Annotated in this window: 15 protein-coding genes and 1 pseudogene; 7 read left to right on the plus strand and 9 right to left on the minus strand. The window is 69.6% G+C overall.

The genetic code is table 11. From position 1 onward, the window contains the following. Positions 1 to 49: 49 nt before the first annotated feature. The gene (gene trxB / locus AB0435_RS00560; protein ID WP_366002152.1) at positions 50 to 1018 is read left to right on the plus strand and encodes a thioredoxin-disulfide reductase; all 969 of its coding nucleotides are present in this window, start codon (positions 50 to 52) and stop codon (positions 1016 to 1018) included. A 37-nt stretch (positions 1019 to 1055) separates the two neighbouring features. Next, positions 1056 to 1385 carry a thioredoxin gene (gene trxA / locus AB0435_RS00565; protein WP_366002151.1) on the plus strand — a complete coding sequence of 110 codons (330 nt, stop codon included), beginning with the start codon at positions 1056 to 1058 and terminating at the stop codon, positions 1383 to 1385. An 80-nt stretch (positions 1386 to 1465) separates the two neighbouring features. Here trxA and AB0435_RS00570 read toward each other — a convergent pair whose 3' ends face one another. The 9 genes and pseudogenes from AB0435_RS00570 to rpmH form a co-directional block, all read right to left on the minus strand. Further along, on the minus strand, positions 1466 to 2083 hold the full coding sequence (locus AB0435_RS00570; RefSeq protein WP_366002150.1) for a GNAT family N-acetyltransferase: 618 nt from the start codon (positions 2081 to 2083) through the stop codon (positions 1466 to 1468). Between the two features lie 299 nt (positions 2084 to 2382). Further along, complete coding sequence (locus AB0435_RS00575) at positions 2383 to 3492, minus strand: ParB/RepB/Spo0J family partition protein (protein WP_366002149.1); 1110 nt, start codon at positions 3490 to 3492, stop codon at positions 2383 to 2385. Further along, positions 3489 to 4541 (minus strand): ParA family protein, encoded by a 1053-nt coding sequence (locus AB0435_RS00580; protein WP_366425844.1) that lies wholly within the window; start codon positions 4539 to 4541, stop codon positions 3489 to 3491. The genes AB0435_RS00575 and AB0435_RS00580 overlap by 4 nt, the downstream gene beginning before the upstream one ends. Before the next feature lie 267 nt (positions 4542 to 4808). Next, positions 4809 to 5528, minus strand: coding sequence for a 16S rRNA (guanine(527)-N(7))-methyltransferase RsmG (gene rsmG / locus AB0435_RS00585; RefSeq protein ID WP_366002147.1), 720 nt, complete (start codon positions 5526 to 5528; stop codon positions 4809 to 4811). A 129-nt stretch (positions 5529 to 5657) separates the two neighbouring features. Then, positions 5658 to 6125 (minus strand): R3H domain-containing nucleic acid-binding protein, encoded by a 468-nt coding sequence (locus tag AB0435_RS00590; RefSeq protein ID WP_366425905.1) that lies wholly within the window; start codon positions 6123 to 6125, stop codon positions 5658 to 5660. 68 nt (positions 6126 to 6193) lie between these two features. Then, positions 6194 to 7297, minus strand: a complete 1104-nt coding sequence (gene yidC / locus AB0435_RS00595; RefSeq protein WP_366002146.1) for a membrane protein insertase YidC — start codon at positions 7295 to 7297, stop codon at positions 6194 to 6196. Positions 7298 to 7300: 3 nt separating this feature from the next. Then, positions 7301 to 7618, minus strand: coding sequence for a membrane protein insertion efficiency factor YidD (gene yidD, locus AB0435_RS00600; protein WP_116212846.1), 318 nt, complete (start codon positions 7616 to 7618; stop codon positions 7301 to 7303). Positions 7619 to 7680: 62 nt separating this feature from the next. Further along, positions 7681 to 8049, minus strand: a pseudogene (gene rnpA, locus AB0435_RS00605) (ribonuclease P protein component); the annotation flags it as partial. 25 nt (positions 8050 to 8074) lie between these two features. Further along, on the minus strand, positions 8075 to 8212 hold the full coding sequence (gene rpmH / locus AB0435_RS00610) for a 50S ribosomal protein L34 (protein WP_116212844.1): 138 nt from the start codon (positions 8210 to 8212) through the stop codon (positions 8075 to 8077). Positions 8213 to 8636: 424 nt separating this feature from the next. Here rpmH and dnaA point away from each other — a divergent pair, with 424 nt between their 5' ends. From dnaA to AB0435_RS00635, 5 genes are all read left to right on the plus strand, one after another. Beyond that, a complete protein-coding gene (gene dnaA, locus AB0435_RS00615; RefSeq protein ID WP_366425845.1) occupies positions 8637 to 10517 on the plus strand; it encodes a chromosomal replication initiator protein DnaA in 1881 nt (626 codons plus the stop codon). Positions 10518 to 11467: 950 nt separating this feature from the next. Next, positions 11468 to 12598: a DNA polymerase III subunit beta gene (gene dnaN / locus AB0435_RS00620; protein ID WP_116212842.1), complete on the plus strand. Its 1131-nt coding sequence runs from the start codon at positions 11468 to 11470 to the stop codon at positions 12596 to 12598. Between the two features lie 146 nt (positions 12599 to 12744). Next, entirely contained in the window at positions 12745 to 13623 is an 879-nt protein-coding gene (gene gnd, locus AB0435_RS00625; protein ID WP_366002144.1) for a phosphogluconate dehydrogenase (NAD(+)-dependent, decarboxylating), read from the plus strand. Positions 13624 to 13664: 41 nt separating this feature from the next. After that, positions 13665 to 14789: a DNA replication/repair protein RecF gene (gene recF, locus AB0435_RS00630; protein WP_366002143.1), complete on the plus strand. Its 1125-nt coding sequence runs from the start codon at positions 13665 to 13667 to the stop codon at positions 14787 to 14789. Further along, positions 14786 to 15328, plus strand: a complete 543-nt coding sequence (locus AB0435_RS00635) for a DciA family protein (RefSeq protein ID WP_366002142.1) — start codon at positions 14786 to 14788, stop codon at positions 15326 to 15328. The genes recF and AB0435_RS00635 overlap by 4 nt, the downstream gene beginning before the upstream one ends. Positions 15329 to 15641: the final 313 nt, after the last annotated feature.

Here is a 15641-nt window from a genome sequence, read left to right on the forward strand (position 1 = left end):
AGACCCCGCAAGGACCCGAGACAGCAGTCGGCAGACAAGGAAGACTCCCGTGAGCGACGTCCGCAACGTGATCATCATCGGTTCCGGGCCCGCGGGTTACACCGCCGCGCTCTACACCGCCCGTGCCTCCCTGAAGCCGCTGGTCTTCGAGGGCGCCGTGACCGCCGGCGGTGCGCTGATGAACACCACCGACGTGGAGAACTTCCCCGGCTTCCGCGAGGGGATCATGGGCCCGGACCTCATGGACAACATGCGGGCCCAGGCCGAGCGCTTCGGCGCCGAGCTGATCCCGGACGACGTCATCTCGGTTGACCTGAGCGACGAGATCAAGACCGTCACGGACTCCGCCGGCACCGTCCACCGCGCCAAGGCCGTCATCGTCACCACCGGCTCCCAGCACCGCAAGCTGGGCCTGCCGCGCGAGGACGAGCTCTCCGGCCGTGGCGTCTCCTGGTGCGCCACCTGCGACGGGTTCTTCTTCAAGGACCAGGACATCGCCGTGATCGGCGGCGGCGACACCGCGATGGAGGAGGCCACCTTCCTCTCGCGGTTCGCGAAGTCCGTCACCGTCGTCCACCGCCGTGACTCCCTCCGCGCCAGCAAGGCCATGCAGGAGCGTGCTTTCGCGGACCCGAAGATCTCCTTCGTGTGGGACAGCGAGGTCGCCGAGATCCACGGCGAGAACAAGCTCTCCGGTCTGACCCTGCGCAACCTCAAGACCGGTGAGACCTCCGAGCTGCCGGTGACCGGTCTGTTCATCGCGATCGGCCACGACCCGCGCACCGAGCTGTTCAAGGGCCAGCTCGACCTGGACGACGAGGGCTACCTCAAGGTCGACGCTCCCTCCACGCGCACCAACCTGACCGGCGTCTTCGCCGCGGGTGATGTCGTGGACCACACCTACCGCCAGGCGATCACCGCCGCCGGTACCGGCTGCTCCTCCGCTCTCGACGCCGAGCGCTACCTCGCGTCCCTCTCGGACAGCGAGAGCGTCCGGGAGCCCGAGAAGACCGCCTGACCCCCACCCCCCACCCGCAGAAGATGAGGAGACCTCCGTGGCTCTCAAGGCCGTAACCGACGCGTCCTTCGACGAGGACGTTCTCAAGAGCGACAAGCCCGTCCTGGTGGACTTCTGGGCCGAGTGGTGCGGCCCGTGCCGCCAGATCGCCCCGTCCCTGGAGGCGATCGCCGCCGAGCACGGCGACCAGATCGAGATCGTCAAGCTGAACATCGACCAGAACCCGACGACCGCCGCCAAGTACGGCGTCATGTCGATCCCGACGCTGAACGTCTACCAGGGTGGCGAGGTCGTCAAGACCATCGTCGGCGCCAAGCCCAAGGCCGCCCTTGAGCGCGACCTGGACCCGTTCATCGGTGCCAAGTAAGCAGCAGCTCTGTTTCACGTGAAACGGGCCCGCCCCTCGAAGGGGAGCGGGCCCGTTCGCATGTCAGCCAACTGTGACGGCTACAGCGGCCGGAGAGCGGGCTCCTTCTGCACCGCGCCGAGCAGTCGGTCCAGCGCCAGCTCGACGTCCTCCTTCCAGGAGAGCGCCGTGCGCAGTTCCAGCCGCAGCCGGGGATACCGAGGGTGCGGCCGTACGGTCTTGAAGCCCACCGCCAGCAGGTGATCCGCCGGCAGTACACACGCCGGTTCCTTCCAATGGGCGTCGCCGAACGCCTCGATCGCCTTGAAGCCGCGCCGGAGCACATCCTTGGCGACCGTCTGCACCATGGTCCGTCCCAGCCCCTGGCCCTGATAGGCCGGTGCCAGCCAGGCGGTCATCAACTGCACGGCGTCCGCGGCAACGGGGCTGGTGGAGAACGCCGCCGAGCGTGGGACATAGGCCGGCGGGGCGTAGAGCACGAAGCCAACCGGCACCTCGTCGACATAGACCACCCGGCCGCAGGACCCCCACTCCAGCAGGACGGCCGAGATCCAGGCTTCCTTCTCCAGTTCCGGGCGGCCCGCCCTCAGCGCGGCTTCGCCGCTGACGGGGTCCAACTCCCAGAAGACGCAGGAGCGACAGCGCTTGGGGAGGTCCGGGAGGTTGTCCAGCGTGAGCGGTACGAGCCGACGCCCCATGGAGCCAAATCCTCATTTCCGTCGTGGGCCACCCCCCGGGCGGCGCTCAGCGCGCTGCGCTCCCTGAAGAGGCTTCCGACGAAACCGCCGATCGCCCCCAGGCCGAGGCCCGTTGCCACCAGTCCGGTCCGGCTCACCGTTCGCATGGACCCGCCCTCCGTGAACTGTGTCCAACGTGGATGCGCCATACCCAACGCATCGTATCCGGGCGGGGATTGAGCGAAAAGCGGAGGAAGGCAAAGGGCGGGTTGTGTTCCACGTGAAACACAACCCGCCCGAAGTCACGATGCCCCGCCGGCCTACTCCGCGTCCGCCTCGTCCTGGGCCGCGAGCTTCTGCTCCAGCACCCGGCCCTCACCAGGGGCGAGCGTGCCCAGGATCCGCTCAAGGTCCTCCATCGAGGCGAACTCGACGACGATCTTGCCCTTCTTCTGCCCGAGGTCGACCTTCACCCGAGTCTCGAAGCGGTCCGACAGCCGCGTGGCCAGGCTGTTGAGCGCCGGGGAGACCCGAGCGCCGGCACGCGGCCCCTTGGGCTTCGCCGAGCTCCGGGCCTCCGACCTCATCAAGGTCACGATCTCTTCCACCGCACGCACCGACAGCCCCTGGGCGACGATACGAGTGGCGAGCTCGTCCTGCACCGCGGAGTCGTCGACGGACAGCAGGGCACGGGCATGCCCGGCGGACAGCACACCGGCCGCGACCCGACGCTGCACCGCGGGTGACAGCTTCAGCAGCCGCAGCGTGTTGGAGACCTGCGGGCGTGACCGCCCGATCCGGTCCGCCAGCTGGTCGTGGGTGCAGTTGAAGTCCTTGAGCAGCTGGTCGTAAGCGGCCGCCTCCTCAAGGGGGTTCAGCTGAGCACGGTGCAGGTTCTCCAGCAGCGCGTCGAGCAGCAGCTTCTCGTCGTCGGTCGCCCGGATGATGGCCGGGATACTCTCCAGCCCGGCCTCACGGCAGGCCCGCCAACGCCGCTCGCCCATGATGAGCTCGTAGCGCTCGGGGCCCAGCTGCCGTACGACCACCGGCTGGAGCAGTCCGACCTCACGGATGGAGGTGACCAGCTCGGCCAAGGCATCCTCGTCGAACACCTCGCGGGGCTGACGGGGGTTGGGCGTGATGGAGTCCAGCGGCAGCTCGGCGAAGTGAGCACCGGCCACGGCCCCCTCTCCCACCGACGCGGCCGCCTTGGACGGCACCGCTTCCGTTTCACGTGAAACGGCGACGTCCTCCACGGACAGGGACGCCATCCTCGACGCCGCCATGGTGCGCTCGGCCGTCAGCACCGGCACCGCGCTGGGCGACGTCGCGCCGGGCCCCACGGTCGCCCCCGCGCTGTCCGGGGTCTTCGGCGCCGCCGGAATCAGCGCACCGAGCCCCCGGCCCAGTCCTCTACGTCGCTCACTCACTGAAGCCCCTCCGACATGCTGTGCTGGTCCTGCTGTGGTTGACGGCCCACCACGTGGGCCTTACTGCCGTCGTAACGCACGCCGACCCCCCGCAGCGCGATCTCCCGGGCCGCCTCCAGATAGGACAGCGCCCCACTGGAACCCGGGTCATAGGTAAGAACGGTCTGCCCGTAACTGGGCGCCTCGGAGATACGCACCGACCGGGGGATGCTGGTGCGCAGCACCTCGTGGCCGAAGTGGGTGCGGACCTCGTCCGCCACCTGGGAGGCCAGCCGGGTACGGCCGTCGTACATCGTCAGCAGGATCGTCGACATATGGAGCTTGGGGTTGAGGTGCCCCTTCACCAGCTCGACATTGCGCAGCAGCTGGCCCAGCCCCTCCAGCGCGTAATACTCGCACTGGATCGGGATCAGCACCTCCGCGCCGGCGACGAGGGCGTTGACCGTCAGCAGGCCGAGCGAGGGCGGGCAGTCGATGAGGATGTAGTCCAGCGGCTGCTCGTACGCCTGGATCGCCCGGTCGAGGCGGCTCTCACGGGCCACCAGGGAGACCAGCTCGATCTCCGCGCCCGCCAGGTCGATGGTGGCCGGGGCGCAGAAGAGCCCTTCCACGTCGCGCACCGGCTGCACCACGTCGGAGAGCTTCCGGCTGTCGATCAGAACGTCGTAGATCGACGGCACATCGGCGTGGTGGTCGATGCCCAGCGCCGTCGAGGCGTTGCCCTGGGGGTCCAGGTCGATGACCAGCACACGGTTGCCGTGCAGCGCCAGCGATGCCGCCAGGTTCACGGTCGTGGTGGTCTTGCCCACCCCGCCCTTCTGGTTGGCGACCACCATCACCCGGGTCTGGTCCGGCCGGGGCATCGGCGGCGGTGGCGTTTCACGTGAAACGACCTCACCGGCGGCCAGGGGACCGGGGTCGATCCCTGGCTCGGTGTCGGCAGGACGGGGACCGGGGACCGGGTCGGCCATCGGCCCCGCGATATTGGCGTCGGACCGCAAGGATTCACTCTCCTCGACATCAGGCTCGCAGTAGACAGAGCCTGCCATGCTTTCGGGGTCGTGAACCAGCGAGGCCCGTTCTCCTGTGGATGAATCCACCGAGCCTGTGGATGAACCTGGGCTTCCGGACGCCGGATGGTCGCGCGGAGTGTCCTCCATGCGACCACGACCGATGATTCCCAGCAGCAAGGAGCGACGTTTCACGTGAAACACGATGCACCGGACGCTCCGCTACGGTGTCACGACACTCCGTAATGGGTAGTTTTGGCAGCTTGTATGGAGCACGGCCAGGCTGCCGGACGGCGGAACCGCGGGTCAGCGCCGTCGACGCGTGACCCGGCCGACCCGGGCCGCCTTGGCCCGCTTCGCCGCGAAGCGCACACCGCCGGGGCTCTCCCCGACCTCGACCCGGACGACGGTGGACATCGGGTCCACCACGCCCTCGCCGACCTGGAGCACCGAGGTACGCACGACGCCGAGCTTGCTCAGCGCGGCGCGGGCGCCCTTGAGCTCCTCCTCTGCCGTGTCGCCCTTGAGGGCCAGCATCTCGCCGTACGGACGCAGGAGCGGCACACCCCAGCCGGCGAGGCGGTCCAGCGGGGCCACCGCGCGGGCCGTCACCACATGGACGGGCTGCACCTTGCCGAGCATCTCCTCGGCGCGGCCGCGGACGACCGTCACATGGTCGAGACCCAGCAGTTCGACGACCTCCTGGAGGAACGTCGTGCGCCGCAGCAGCGGCTCCAGCAGGGTGATCTGGAGGTCCGGGCGCACCAGGGCCAGCGGGATGCCGGGGAGGCCGGCGCCGGAGCCCACGTCGCACACCGAGACGCCGTCGGGCACGGCCTCGGAGAGCACCGCGCAGTTCAGCAGGTGCCGCTCCCAGAGCCTCGGCACCTCACGGGGGCCGATCAGTCCGCGCCGCACGCCCGCGTCCGCGAGCAGTTCCGCGTACCGGACGGCCTCTGGCAGGCGGTCGCCGAAAACCGCCTCCGCCTCCGGGGGCGCCGGGGGGAGCTCCGCTGCCTCTTCCACGGGGAACCGTCCTTCCGTACGACGTCTCTCTGAGAGTCAGAGTCTGAATGTCAGGCTGACAAGGATCGGCCCCGCCTGCGAGCAGACGGGGCCGTACCCACCTGGAAGTGGGATGGAGAAGGGTAAAGATCAGGCCGGGAGGACGACCACGCGGCGCTGCGGCTCCTCGCCCTCGGACTCGCTGCGCAGCCCCGCGGCGGCCACCGCGTCGTGGACGACCTTGCGCTCGAAGGGCGTCATCGGGTCGAGCTTGACGGCCCCGCCGGTGCTCTTGGCCTCTTCCGCGGCCTTGGCACCCACCTGCGCCAGCTCCTCGCGCTTGCGCGCCCGGAAGCCGGCGATGTCGAGCATGAGGCGGCTGCGGTCACCGGTCTCCCGGTTCACCGCCAGCCGGGTGAGCTCCTGGAGCGCCTCCAGCACCTCGCCGTCGCGGCCGACCAGCTTCTGGAGGTCGCGGCTGGTCGAGTCGCTGATGATCGACACGGCAGCGCGGTCGGCCTCGACATCCATGTCGATGTCGCCGTCGAGGTCGGCGATGTCCAGCAGACCCTCGAGGTAGTCGGCCGCGATCTCGCCCTCCTGCTCCAGGCGGGACATGGTGTCGGTGCCCTCGGCGGCGACCTCACTGGTCTGACGCTGCGTGTCCGTCACGGTGGACTCCTTCATTACTTCTTGGACGGGTGCTTGGGGCGCTGCGGGCCCTTGCGCTGCCCGGACTTGGCGGTGCGGGAGGAGCCGCCGCCCTGCTTGGGCTTGGCGTCACCGGGCTGCTGCTTCTCCAGCGAGGGCGAGGACTTCTGCGCCTCGGCACCGGACGCCTCCTCGGCCTGCGGAGTGCTCGCGAGCTGGCGCTTGGCCTTCGGCTGCCGCTTGGGCTGCTGCCGGTTGGCGCGGGCGACCTCGGCGGCCTTCTTCGCCTCGACCTCCGCCGGGTCCTCCTTGAGCTTGCCCTTGGCCCGCAGCCGCTCCTGGCGCTGCTTGAAGGCGATGCTGCCCGGGGTCGGGTTGCGGCGGATGACGAACATCTGCTGGCCCAGGGTCCACACGTTGGTGGTCAGCCAGTAGACGAGGACACCGACCGGGAAGTTGATGCCGAAGACGGCGAACATGATCGGGAAGACGTACATCAGCATCTTCTGCTGCTGCATGAACGGCGTCTTCACCGAGAGGTCGACGTTCTTCGTCATCAGCTGGCGCTGAGTGTAGAACTGCGACAGCGACATCAGGACGATCATGATGATCGTGACGACCCGGACGTCGGTCAGCGTGGCGCCCAGTGCCTCGACCTTGGACGCGGAGTCCATGAACTTCACGGACAGCGGAGCACCGAAGATGTGCGCCTTACGCGCGCTGTTCAGCAGGTCCGTGTCGATGACACCGACGACCTTGCCCTGAGCGATGTGGTTCAGGACCTGGTACAGCGAGATGAAGAAGGGCGACTGGGCCAGAATCGGGAGACAGCTCGAGAGCGGGTTGGTGCCCGTCTCCTTGTAGAGCTTCATCATCTCTTCGGACTGGCGCTGCTTGTCGCTCTTGTAGCGCTCCTGGATCGCCTTCATCTTCGGCTGGAGCGCCTGCATGTTCCGCGTCGCCTTGATCTGCTTCACGAAGAGCGGGATCAGGCAGATACGGATCAGTACCACCAGCGAGACGATGGACAGACCCCACGCCGCGCCACTGTCCTTGTCGAAGATCAGACTGTAGAACGAGTGGAACTGGACGATGATCCAGGAAACAGCGGTATAGAGAGGACCGAGGATCGTGTCCACGAATCAGGCTCCTTGGGCGTTGGGCTGAGTCTCGGGCTGTGCGGCGGGACCCACGGCGGGATGCCCACCCAGTCGGCTCCTCAGCCGCTGGTGCCAGACCGGACGCTTCCGGGGAGGAACGTGGTCGACGCCACCGAGCGACCACGGGTTGCAGCGCAGGATGCGCCAGGCCGTCAGCGCCGTTCCTTTGACCGCGCCGTGCCGGTCAATGGCTGTATAGCCGTAATGCGAGCACGACGGGTAGTACTTGCAGACCGGGCCCAGGAGTGGGCTGATGGTCCACTGGTAGAGCTTGATCAACCACAGCAGCGGATACTTCACTGTGCGCTCCCTCCCGGGCCTCGGCCGGGGTTCCGGGGAGTCTCCCCCGGGGGACCGGAACAGCGCGGCGCCCCTCCCAGCAGCCGCTGCAGCGCGGTGTCGAGGTCGCGGGCCAGCTGATCGTGGTCCGCCTCGCCCGCTCCGGGCAGGGCCCGTACCACCACCAGGCTACCGGCGGGCAGCAGATCCAGCCGTTCACGCATGAGGTGGCGCAGCCTTCGCTTCACCAGATTGCGTACGACGGCGACACCGACGGCCTTGCTCACGACGAAACCCGCACGCGCCGGGGGAGCAGTCTCCCCAGGCGTGTGCGGGTCCGTTGTACCGGTACGTAGGTGGACGACGAGGAGCGGGCGGCCGGCCCGGCGCCCTCGGCGAACCGCGGTCGCAAAGTCCTCGCGCCGCCTCAGTCGAGACTTGGAAGGCAGCACGTCATGGACCTTGCCGTCGGGCTGGTCAGGCCGACAGCGTTGCGCGACCCTTGCCACGGCGGGACGCGAGGATCGCGCGGCCGGCACGGGTACGCATGCGCAGGCGGAAACCGTGGGTCTTCGCGCGACGACGGTTGTTCGGCTGGAAGGTGCGCTTGCTCACTCGGGGGCTCCAGAAATGAATCGTGTGATGGCGGGACATCGCCTGGCTGTCACCGTGCGCCCACGAGAAGCTCGCAATACGCCCGAGTGCACCGCTTCATGACCGCGATCCTGGTGGAACGCGGCCGTTGCCCATCGGAGGCAGGCGGCAGCAGCCATCGACAACTCGACCTGGTCACGGTACGCGCGGCTACGCCATTCGGTCAAACCGGCAGTGCACCAGGGATACACCGTAGCCTCCCACAGGCCGGGGAGGTGCCACGCCTCACGCCATGGCACATTTGTACACACCCTGTGGACAACGACTTGAACCGCAGACCTCGGCCTGACTACCGTGGCTGAACTCTGAATCCTTCCCGCCCGTCCCGAGAACCACACATTCGTGGGACTGGTGGGCGCCCCCGCTGACTGAGAGAGCGTGCCCTGTGGCTGACCTGCCTGCCGATCTTGCCGCAGTGTGGCCGCGCGTGCTCGAACAGCTCCTGGGCGAGGGCCGGGGCCCGGGCGGCCAGGGCGTCGAGGGCAAGGACGAGCACTGGATCAAGCGGTGCCAGCCGCTCGCGCTGGTCGCCGACACCGCGCTGCTCGCCGTGCCCAACGAATTCGCCAAGGGCGTACTGGAGGGCCGGCTCGCGCCGATCGTCAGCGAGACCCTGAGCCGCGAGTGCGGCCGCCCCATCCGGATCGCGATCACCGTCGACGACTCCGCCGGCGAGCCTCCCCCCGAGCGGCAGCAGGCCCCCCAGCAGTCGCGTTACGAGGAGCCCACGGGCCCGCACACCGGCGGCCAGGGCCGCGACGCGTACGAGAGCCGTGACGCGCGCGACACCTACGAGAACTACGACAGCCACAGCGGCTACGACGGCCGGGAGAGCTACGGCCGCCAGTCGCCCGCCGACGAGCTGCCGTCCGTCCGCCCCGCGTACCCCGACTACCAGCAGCCCCGCCCCGAGCCGGGCGCCTGGCCGCGCCACCAGCAGGGGCCGCCCGCGCCGGACCGCGGCGACTACGGCTGGCAGCAGCCCCGCCTCGGCGGCTTCCAGGAAGCCGAGCGCGATCCGTACGCCTCGCACAACGGGCAGCAGCACGCCCCGTACGAGCAGCAGCAGGACTACCGCTCCCAGCAGCCCGAGCGCCTTCCGTACGAGCCGCCGCAGCGGCGTGAGCCGCCCGAGAGCCACGGCCGGGGCGCCCAGGGCGGTCCGCCCGCGTCCGGTGGCACGCCCGGGGCGCTCGCGTCGAAGCCGGCGTCCTCCGCGGGCTCGGCCGAACCGACCGCCAGGCTGAACCCGAAGTACCTCTTCGACACCTTCGTCATCGGCGCGTCCAACCGCTTCGCGCACGCGGCCGCGGTGGCTGTCGCCGAGGCGCCGGCCAAGGCGTACAACCCCCTCTTCATCTACGGCGAGTCGGGGCTGGGCAAGACCCACCTGCTGCACGCCATCGGGCACTACGCGCGCAGCCTCTACCCGGGCACGCGCGTGCGCTACGTGAGCTCCGAGGAGTTCACCAACGAGTTCATCAACTCCATCCGCGACGGCAAGGCGGACGCGTTCCGCAAGCGCTACCGCGACATGGACATCCTGCTGGTCGACGACATCCAGTTCCTCGCGAGCAAGGAGTCGACGCAGGAGGAGTTCTTCCACACGTTCAACACGCTCCACAACGCGAACAAGCAGATCGTGCTGTCCTCGGACCGGCCGCCCAAGCAGCTGGTGACCCTGGAGGACCGGCTGCGGAACCGCTTCGAGTGGGGTCTGATCACGGACGTGCAGCCGCCGGAGCTGGAGACGCGCATCGCGATCCTCCGCAAGAAGGCGGTCCAGGAGCAGCTCAACGCCCCGCCGGAGGTCCTGGAGTTCATCGCCTCCCGCATCTCGCGCAACATCCGCGAGCTGGAGGGCGCGCTGATCCGGGTCACCGCCTTCGCGAGCCTGAACCGGCAGCCGGTCGACCTCGGGCTCACCGAGATCGTCCTCAAGGACCTGATCCCGGGCGGCGAGGACGCCTCGCCGGAGATCACCGCGCCCGCCATCATGGCGGCGACCGCCGACTACTTCGGGCACACGGTGGAGGACCTGTGCGGAGCCTCGCGCAGCCGGGTGCTGGTGACGGCCCGGCAGATCGCGATGTACCTCTGCCGGGAGCTCACGGACCTGTCGCTGCCGAAGATCGGCGCGCAGTTCGGCGGCCGTGACCACACGACGGTCATGCACGCGGACCGCAAGATCCGCGCGCTGATGGCCGAGCGGCGGTCGATCTACAACCAGGTGACGGAGCTGACGAACCGCATCAAGAACGGCTGACGGACCGCCGCTGCGGGCCGCTCACGCACCACTGAGGGCGTCTCGGGAGCCTCCCGGGGCGCCCTCGGACATTTCCTCAGCCGTTTCCTCAGAGCGATCCTCAGCGCCGCGCGGACGACGCGGAAACCGTCGCGAAGGCCCCTGTGGAGCGGTCCGGAAGGGCCCGGGAGCGGTCCTGGAGGAGCTCCGGAGCGGCCGCGCGTCCCCACCCTTGTTCGAATACGGAGCCTCAGGTGCCGGTTCTCCACAGATTTCCGGCCGACCGGCTGTCCACACCCTGGGGATCGCGAAGTTGTCCAGATGCTGTCCACAGAGGAGCCTGTTGATAGGCCATCAGGGGAGGTCAGCGGGGTGTGGATTTGTGGTCGACGACAATCCACACCCTGTGGACGAAGGATTCACCCACAAGGCCCCCTCGCGGTTGTCCACCGGCCGCCCACAGGGAAGTGGATGTTGTACACAGTCTTTCCACACCCCTGTCCACTGTTCGGTAACAAAACACCCCCGCTCACCGCCCCGAGTGAAAGGCGTCACACGAAGTTGCCGGGTTGGGCTGTGGGGAACGTGGGTAAAACTGGGGACAGCGCTGGGGAGAAGTACCCCCCGCCTGTGCACGGGGTGTGCAGAACTTTCCGTGGTCCACAGACCACCCCGCTTTTCCACCGTCGCCGCCCACAGGGCCGGTGGACAAAAAATCCGTGCTGACCTGGGCAAAGACGGTTTTCCACCGTTTCCACAGGCCCTACTACTACGACCACAGAGATCTAGCGGGGAACTCGTTTCGAAGTGGGGCCTGTGCACAACTCGGCCGCGGGCCGCGCCACGCCCTCCGACCTGACTTGACCCCGAGGCGCACCGACTGTCAGCGACGTGCGTCAGACTGGTCTCCGGCAAATCGGCCGACGACGTAGCCAGCAGGGCGAGCCAGCAACAAGCAGGAGGCGGTTCCGGTGAAGATCCGGGTGGAGCGCGATGTACTCGCGGAGGCAGTGGCCTGGGCGGCCCGCAGCCTCCCGGCCCGTCCGCCGGTGCCCGTCCTCGCGGGCCTGCTGCTGAAGGCGGAGGAGGGCTCCCTGAGCCTCTCCGGCTTCGACTACGAGGTCTCGGCCCGCGTCTCGGTCGACGCGGACGTGGAGGAGGACGGCACCGTCCTCGTCTCCGGCCGCCTGCTCGCCGACATCTGCCGCGCACTTCCCAACAGGCCTGTGGAGATCTCCACCGACGGTGTGCGCGTCACGGTCGTCTGCGGCTCCTCGCGATTCACACTCCACACCCTTCCTGTGGAGGAGTACCCGGCGCTGCCGCAGATGCCGACCGCCACGGGCACCGTCCCCGGTGAGGTCTTCGCCGCGGCCGCCGCCCAGGTCGCCATCGCCGCCGGCCGTGACGACACGCTGCCGGTGCTCACCGGTGTCCGGATCGAGATCGAGGGCGACACGGTCACCCTGGCCTCCACCGACCGCTACCGCTTCGCGGTCCGCGAGTTCATGTGGAAGCCCGAGACCCCGGACATCTCCGCGGTCGCCCTGGTGCCCGCCAAGACCCTGCTGGACACCGCCAAGTCGCTCAGCGGCGGCGACACGGTCTCCATCGCCCTGGCCGGTTCCGGCGCGGGCGAGGGCCTCATCGGCTTCGAGGGCGCCGGCCGCCGTACGACCACGCGGCTGCTGGAGGGCGACCTCCCGAAGTACCGCACGCTGTTCCCGACGGAGTTCAACTCCGTCGCCGTGATCGAGACCGCCCCCTTCGTGGAGGCCGTCAAGCGCGTGGCGCTCGTCGCCGAGCGGAACACCCCGGTGCGGCTGAGCTTCGAGCAGGGCGTGCTGATCCTGGAGGCCGGTTCCAGCGACGACGCACAGGCTGTGGAGCGGGTGGACGCCCAGCTCGACGGCGACGACATCTCGATCGCCTTCAACCCGGGCTTCCTGCTGGAGGGCCTCTCCGCGATCGACTCCCCGGTCGCCCAGCTCTCCTTCACGACCTCCACCAAGCCGGCGCTGCTCAGCGGCAAGCCCGCGGTGGACGCCGAGGCGGACGACGCGTACAAGTACCTGATCATGCCGGTGCGCCTGTCCGGCTGACCTGCGAAAACTCGCGGTAGGAGTGGGTCGGCCGGCCACGGCCGGCCCACTCGACTGTTGAGCGCCCGAGCCCACAGGTGTGCGCGGGCCGGCGGGCGTAGGCTCGGACCCGGACGTCACGGAAATCAAGGCATAGAGGATCACCCATGGAGCTCGGTCTCATCGGTCTCGGCAAGATGGGCGGCAACATGCGCGAGCGCATCCGCCGCGCGGGCCACACCGTCATCGGGTACGACCGCAATCCGGACCTCGGGGATGTCCACAGCCTCAAGGAGCTTGTGGATTCCCTCGAGGGTCCCCGCGTCGTCTGGGTCATGGTCCCGGCCGGCGCCGCGACCCAGTCCACCGTCGACGAGCTGGGCGAGCTGCTCTCCCCCGGCGACATCGTCGTCGACGGCGGCAACAGCCGCTGGACGGACGACGAGAAGCACGCCGAGGAGCTCGCGGCCAAGGGCATCGGCTTCGTGGACTGCGGTGTCTCCGGCGGCGTCTGGGGCCTGGAGAACGGCTACGCCCTGATGTACGGCGGCGACGCCGCCAACGTCGCACGGGTCCAGCCGATCTTCGACGCGCTCAAGCCCGAGGGCGACTTCGGCGCCGTCCACGCGGGCAAGGTCGGCGCGGGCCACTTCGCGAAGATGGTCCACAACGGCATCGAGTACGCCATGATGCAGGCGTACGCCGAGGGCTGGGAGCTGCTGGAGAAGGTCGACTCCGTCACCGACGTGCGCGAGGTCTTCCGCAGCTGGCAGGAGGGCACGGTCATCCGCTCCTGGCTGCTCGACCTCGCCGTCAACGCCCTGGACGACGACGAGCACCTGGACAAGCTGCGGGGCTACGCCGCGGACTCCGGCGAGGGCCGCTGGACGGTCGAGGCCGCGATCGACAACGCCGTGCCGCTGCCCGCGATCACCGCGTCGCTGTTCGCCCGCTTCGCGTCCCGCCAGGACGACTCCCCGCAGATGAAGATGATCGCCGCGCTGCGCAACCAGTTCGGTGGCCACGCGGTCGAGAGCAAGAAGTAAGAAGCAGCGAAGCAGCAGCCGGGAGAGGTCGGCGCCACCCCATGCACGTATCGCATCTGTCGCTGGCCGACTTCCGCTCGTACGCCCGGGTCGAGGTCCCGCTCGACCCGGGCGTCACGGCCTTCGTGGGGCCCAACGGCCAGGGCAAGACCAACCTCGTCGAGGCGGTCGGCTATCTGGCGACGCTGGGCAGCCACCGGGTCTCCTCCGACGCGCCGCTGGTGCGGATGGGCGCGGAGCGCGCGATCGTCCGGGCCGCCGTCGTGCAGGGTGAGCGGCAGCAGCTGATCGAGCTGGAGCTCAACCCCGGCCGGGCGAACCGGGCCCGGATCAACCGTTCCTCGCAGGTCCGCCCCCGCGACGTGCTCGGCATCGTGCGTACGGTGCTGTTCGCCCCCGAGGACCTGGCCCTGGTCAAGGGCGACCCGGGCGAGCGCCGCCGTTTCCTGGACGAGCTGATCACCGCGCGCTCCCCGCGCATGGCCAGTGTGCGCTCCGACTACGACCGGGTCCTCAAGCAGCGCAACACCCTGCTGAAGAGCGCGGCCATGGCCCGCCGGCATGGCGGTCGCGGTCTGGACCTCTCCACCCTCGACATCTGGGACCAGCACCTGGCCCGCGCCGGTGCCGAGCTGCTGGCCCAGCGCCTCGACCTGATCGCCACGCTCCGGCCGCTGGCGGACAAGGCGTACGAACAGCTGGCGCCCGGCGGCGGCCCGGTCGGCCTCGAATACCGCGGCCCCGCGGCCATCGAGGGCGCCCACACCCGCGACGAGCTGTACGAGGCGCTGATCACCGCGCTCGCGGACGTCCGCAAGCAGGAGATCGAGCGCGGCATGACCCTGGTCGGCCCCCACCGCGACGAACTCCTCCTCAACCTCGGCCGGCTGCCCGCCAAGGGGTACGCCAGCCACGGCGAGTCCTGGTCGTACGCGCTGGCGCTGCGCCTGGCCTCGTACGACCTGCTGCGCTCCGAGGGCAACGAGCCGGTGCTCGTGCTCGACGACGTCTTCGCCGAGCTGGACGCCCGCCGCCGCGAGCGGCTGGCGGAGCTGGTGGCTCCGGGCGAGCAGGTGCTGGTGACGGCTGCGGTGGACGACGACGTGCCGGGCGTGCTGGTGGGCGCGCGGTACGCGGTCGCGGAAGGCACGGTCGAGCGCGTATGACCACCCAGGGCCCGGAGAACCCCGAGCCGCCCAAGGCGGCCGAGCCGTCCGGCGTGGATCTCGCGCGGGTGGCGCTGCGGGCCGCGAAGGAGCAGGCGCGGGCGCGGGGCAACGCCGTGCAGCAGAAGAAGCAGGCGCGCCGCGGCGGCCTGCGCTCTGGTGCGCGGGCGGACGGCCGGGACCCGCTGCCGCTGGGCGCCGCGATCAACCGCCTGATCACCGAGCGCGGTTGGGAGGCGCCCGCCGCGGTGGGCGGGGTGATGGGCCGCTGGCCGCAGATGGTGGGGCCGGACGTCGCGCTGCACTGCGAGCCGCAGAAGTACGACGAGGACGCCCGGGTGCTGACCGTGCAGTGCGACTCGACGGCGTGGGCGACGCAGCTGCGGCTGCTGGCGCCGCAGCTGGTGGCCCGCCTGAACGCCGATCTCGGGCAGGGCACGGTGAAGGTGATCAAGGTGCTGGGGCCCGGCGGTCCCGGCCGCAGGTACGGGCCGCTGCGGGCCCCGGGGAGCACCGGGCCGGGCGACACCTACGGGTGATCCGGTGTGTCCCGCTGACGTCCGGCCGACCTCCGGCGGCACCCGGCGCGCCCACGGCGTGCGGGCGCCGCGCGCCGGCCGCGGGCCGGGACTCCGCTCACGGTAGCGGGCGGTTGACAGCCCGAAGCGCTGAGTGCCGCTGTGAGCCTCCTGAGGGCCGGGCCCACATATAGGGAGTCGGCTGATGCCGGTTCAGGGCGGCACGTGAGGACTCAGGCACCGCCAAACCCCCATTCATGTCAGTGCTACCGGTAGACTGGTGCCAATCCCGCCGGTTCGCGGGACACGTCGACCAACGCAGAACGACGCAGCC

The sequence above is a fragment of the Streptomyces sp. NPDC051173 genome (genome assembly GCF_040689515.1).
Taxonomy (GTDB): domain Bacteria; phylum Actinomycetota; class Actinomycetes; order Streptomycetales; family Streptomycetaceae; genus Streptomyces.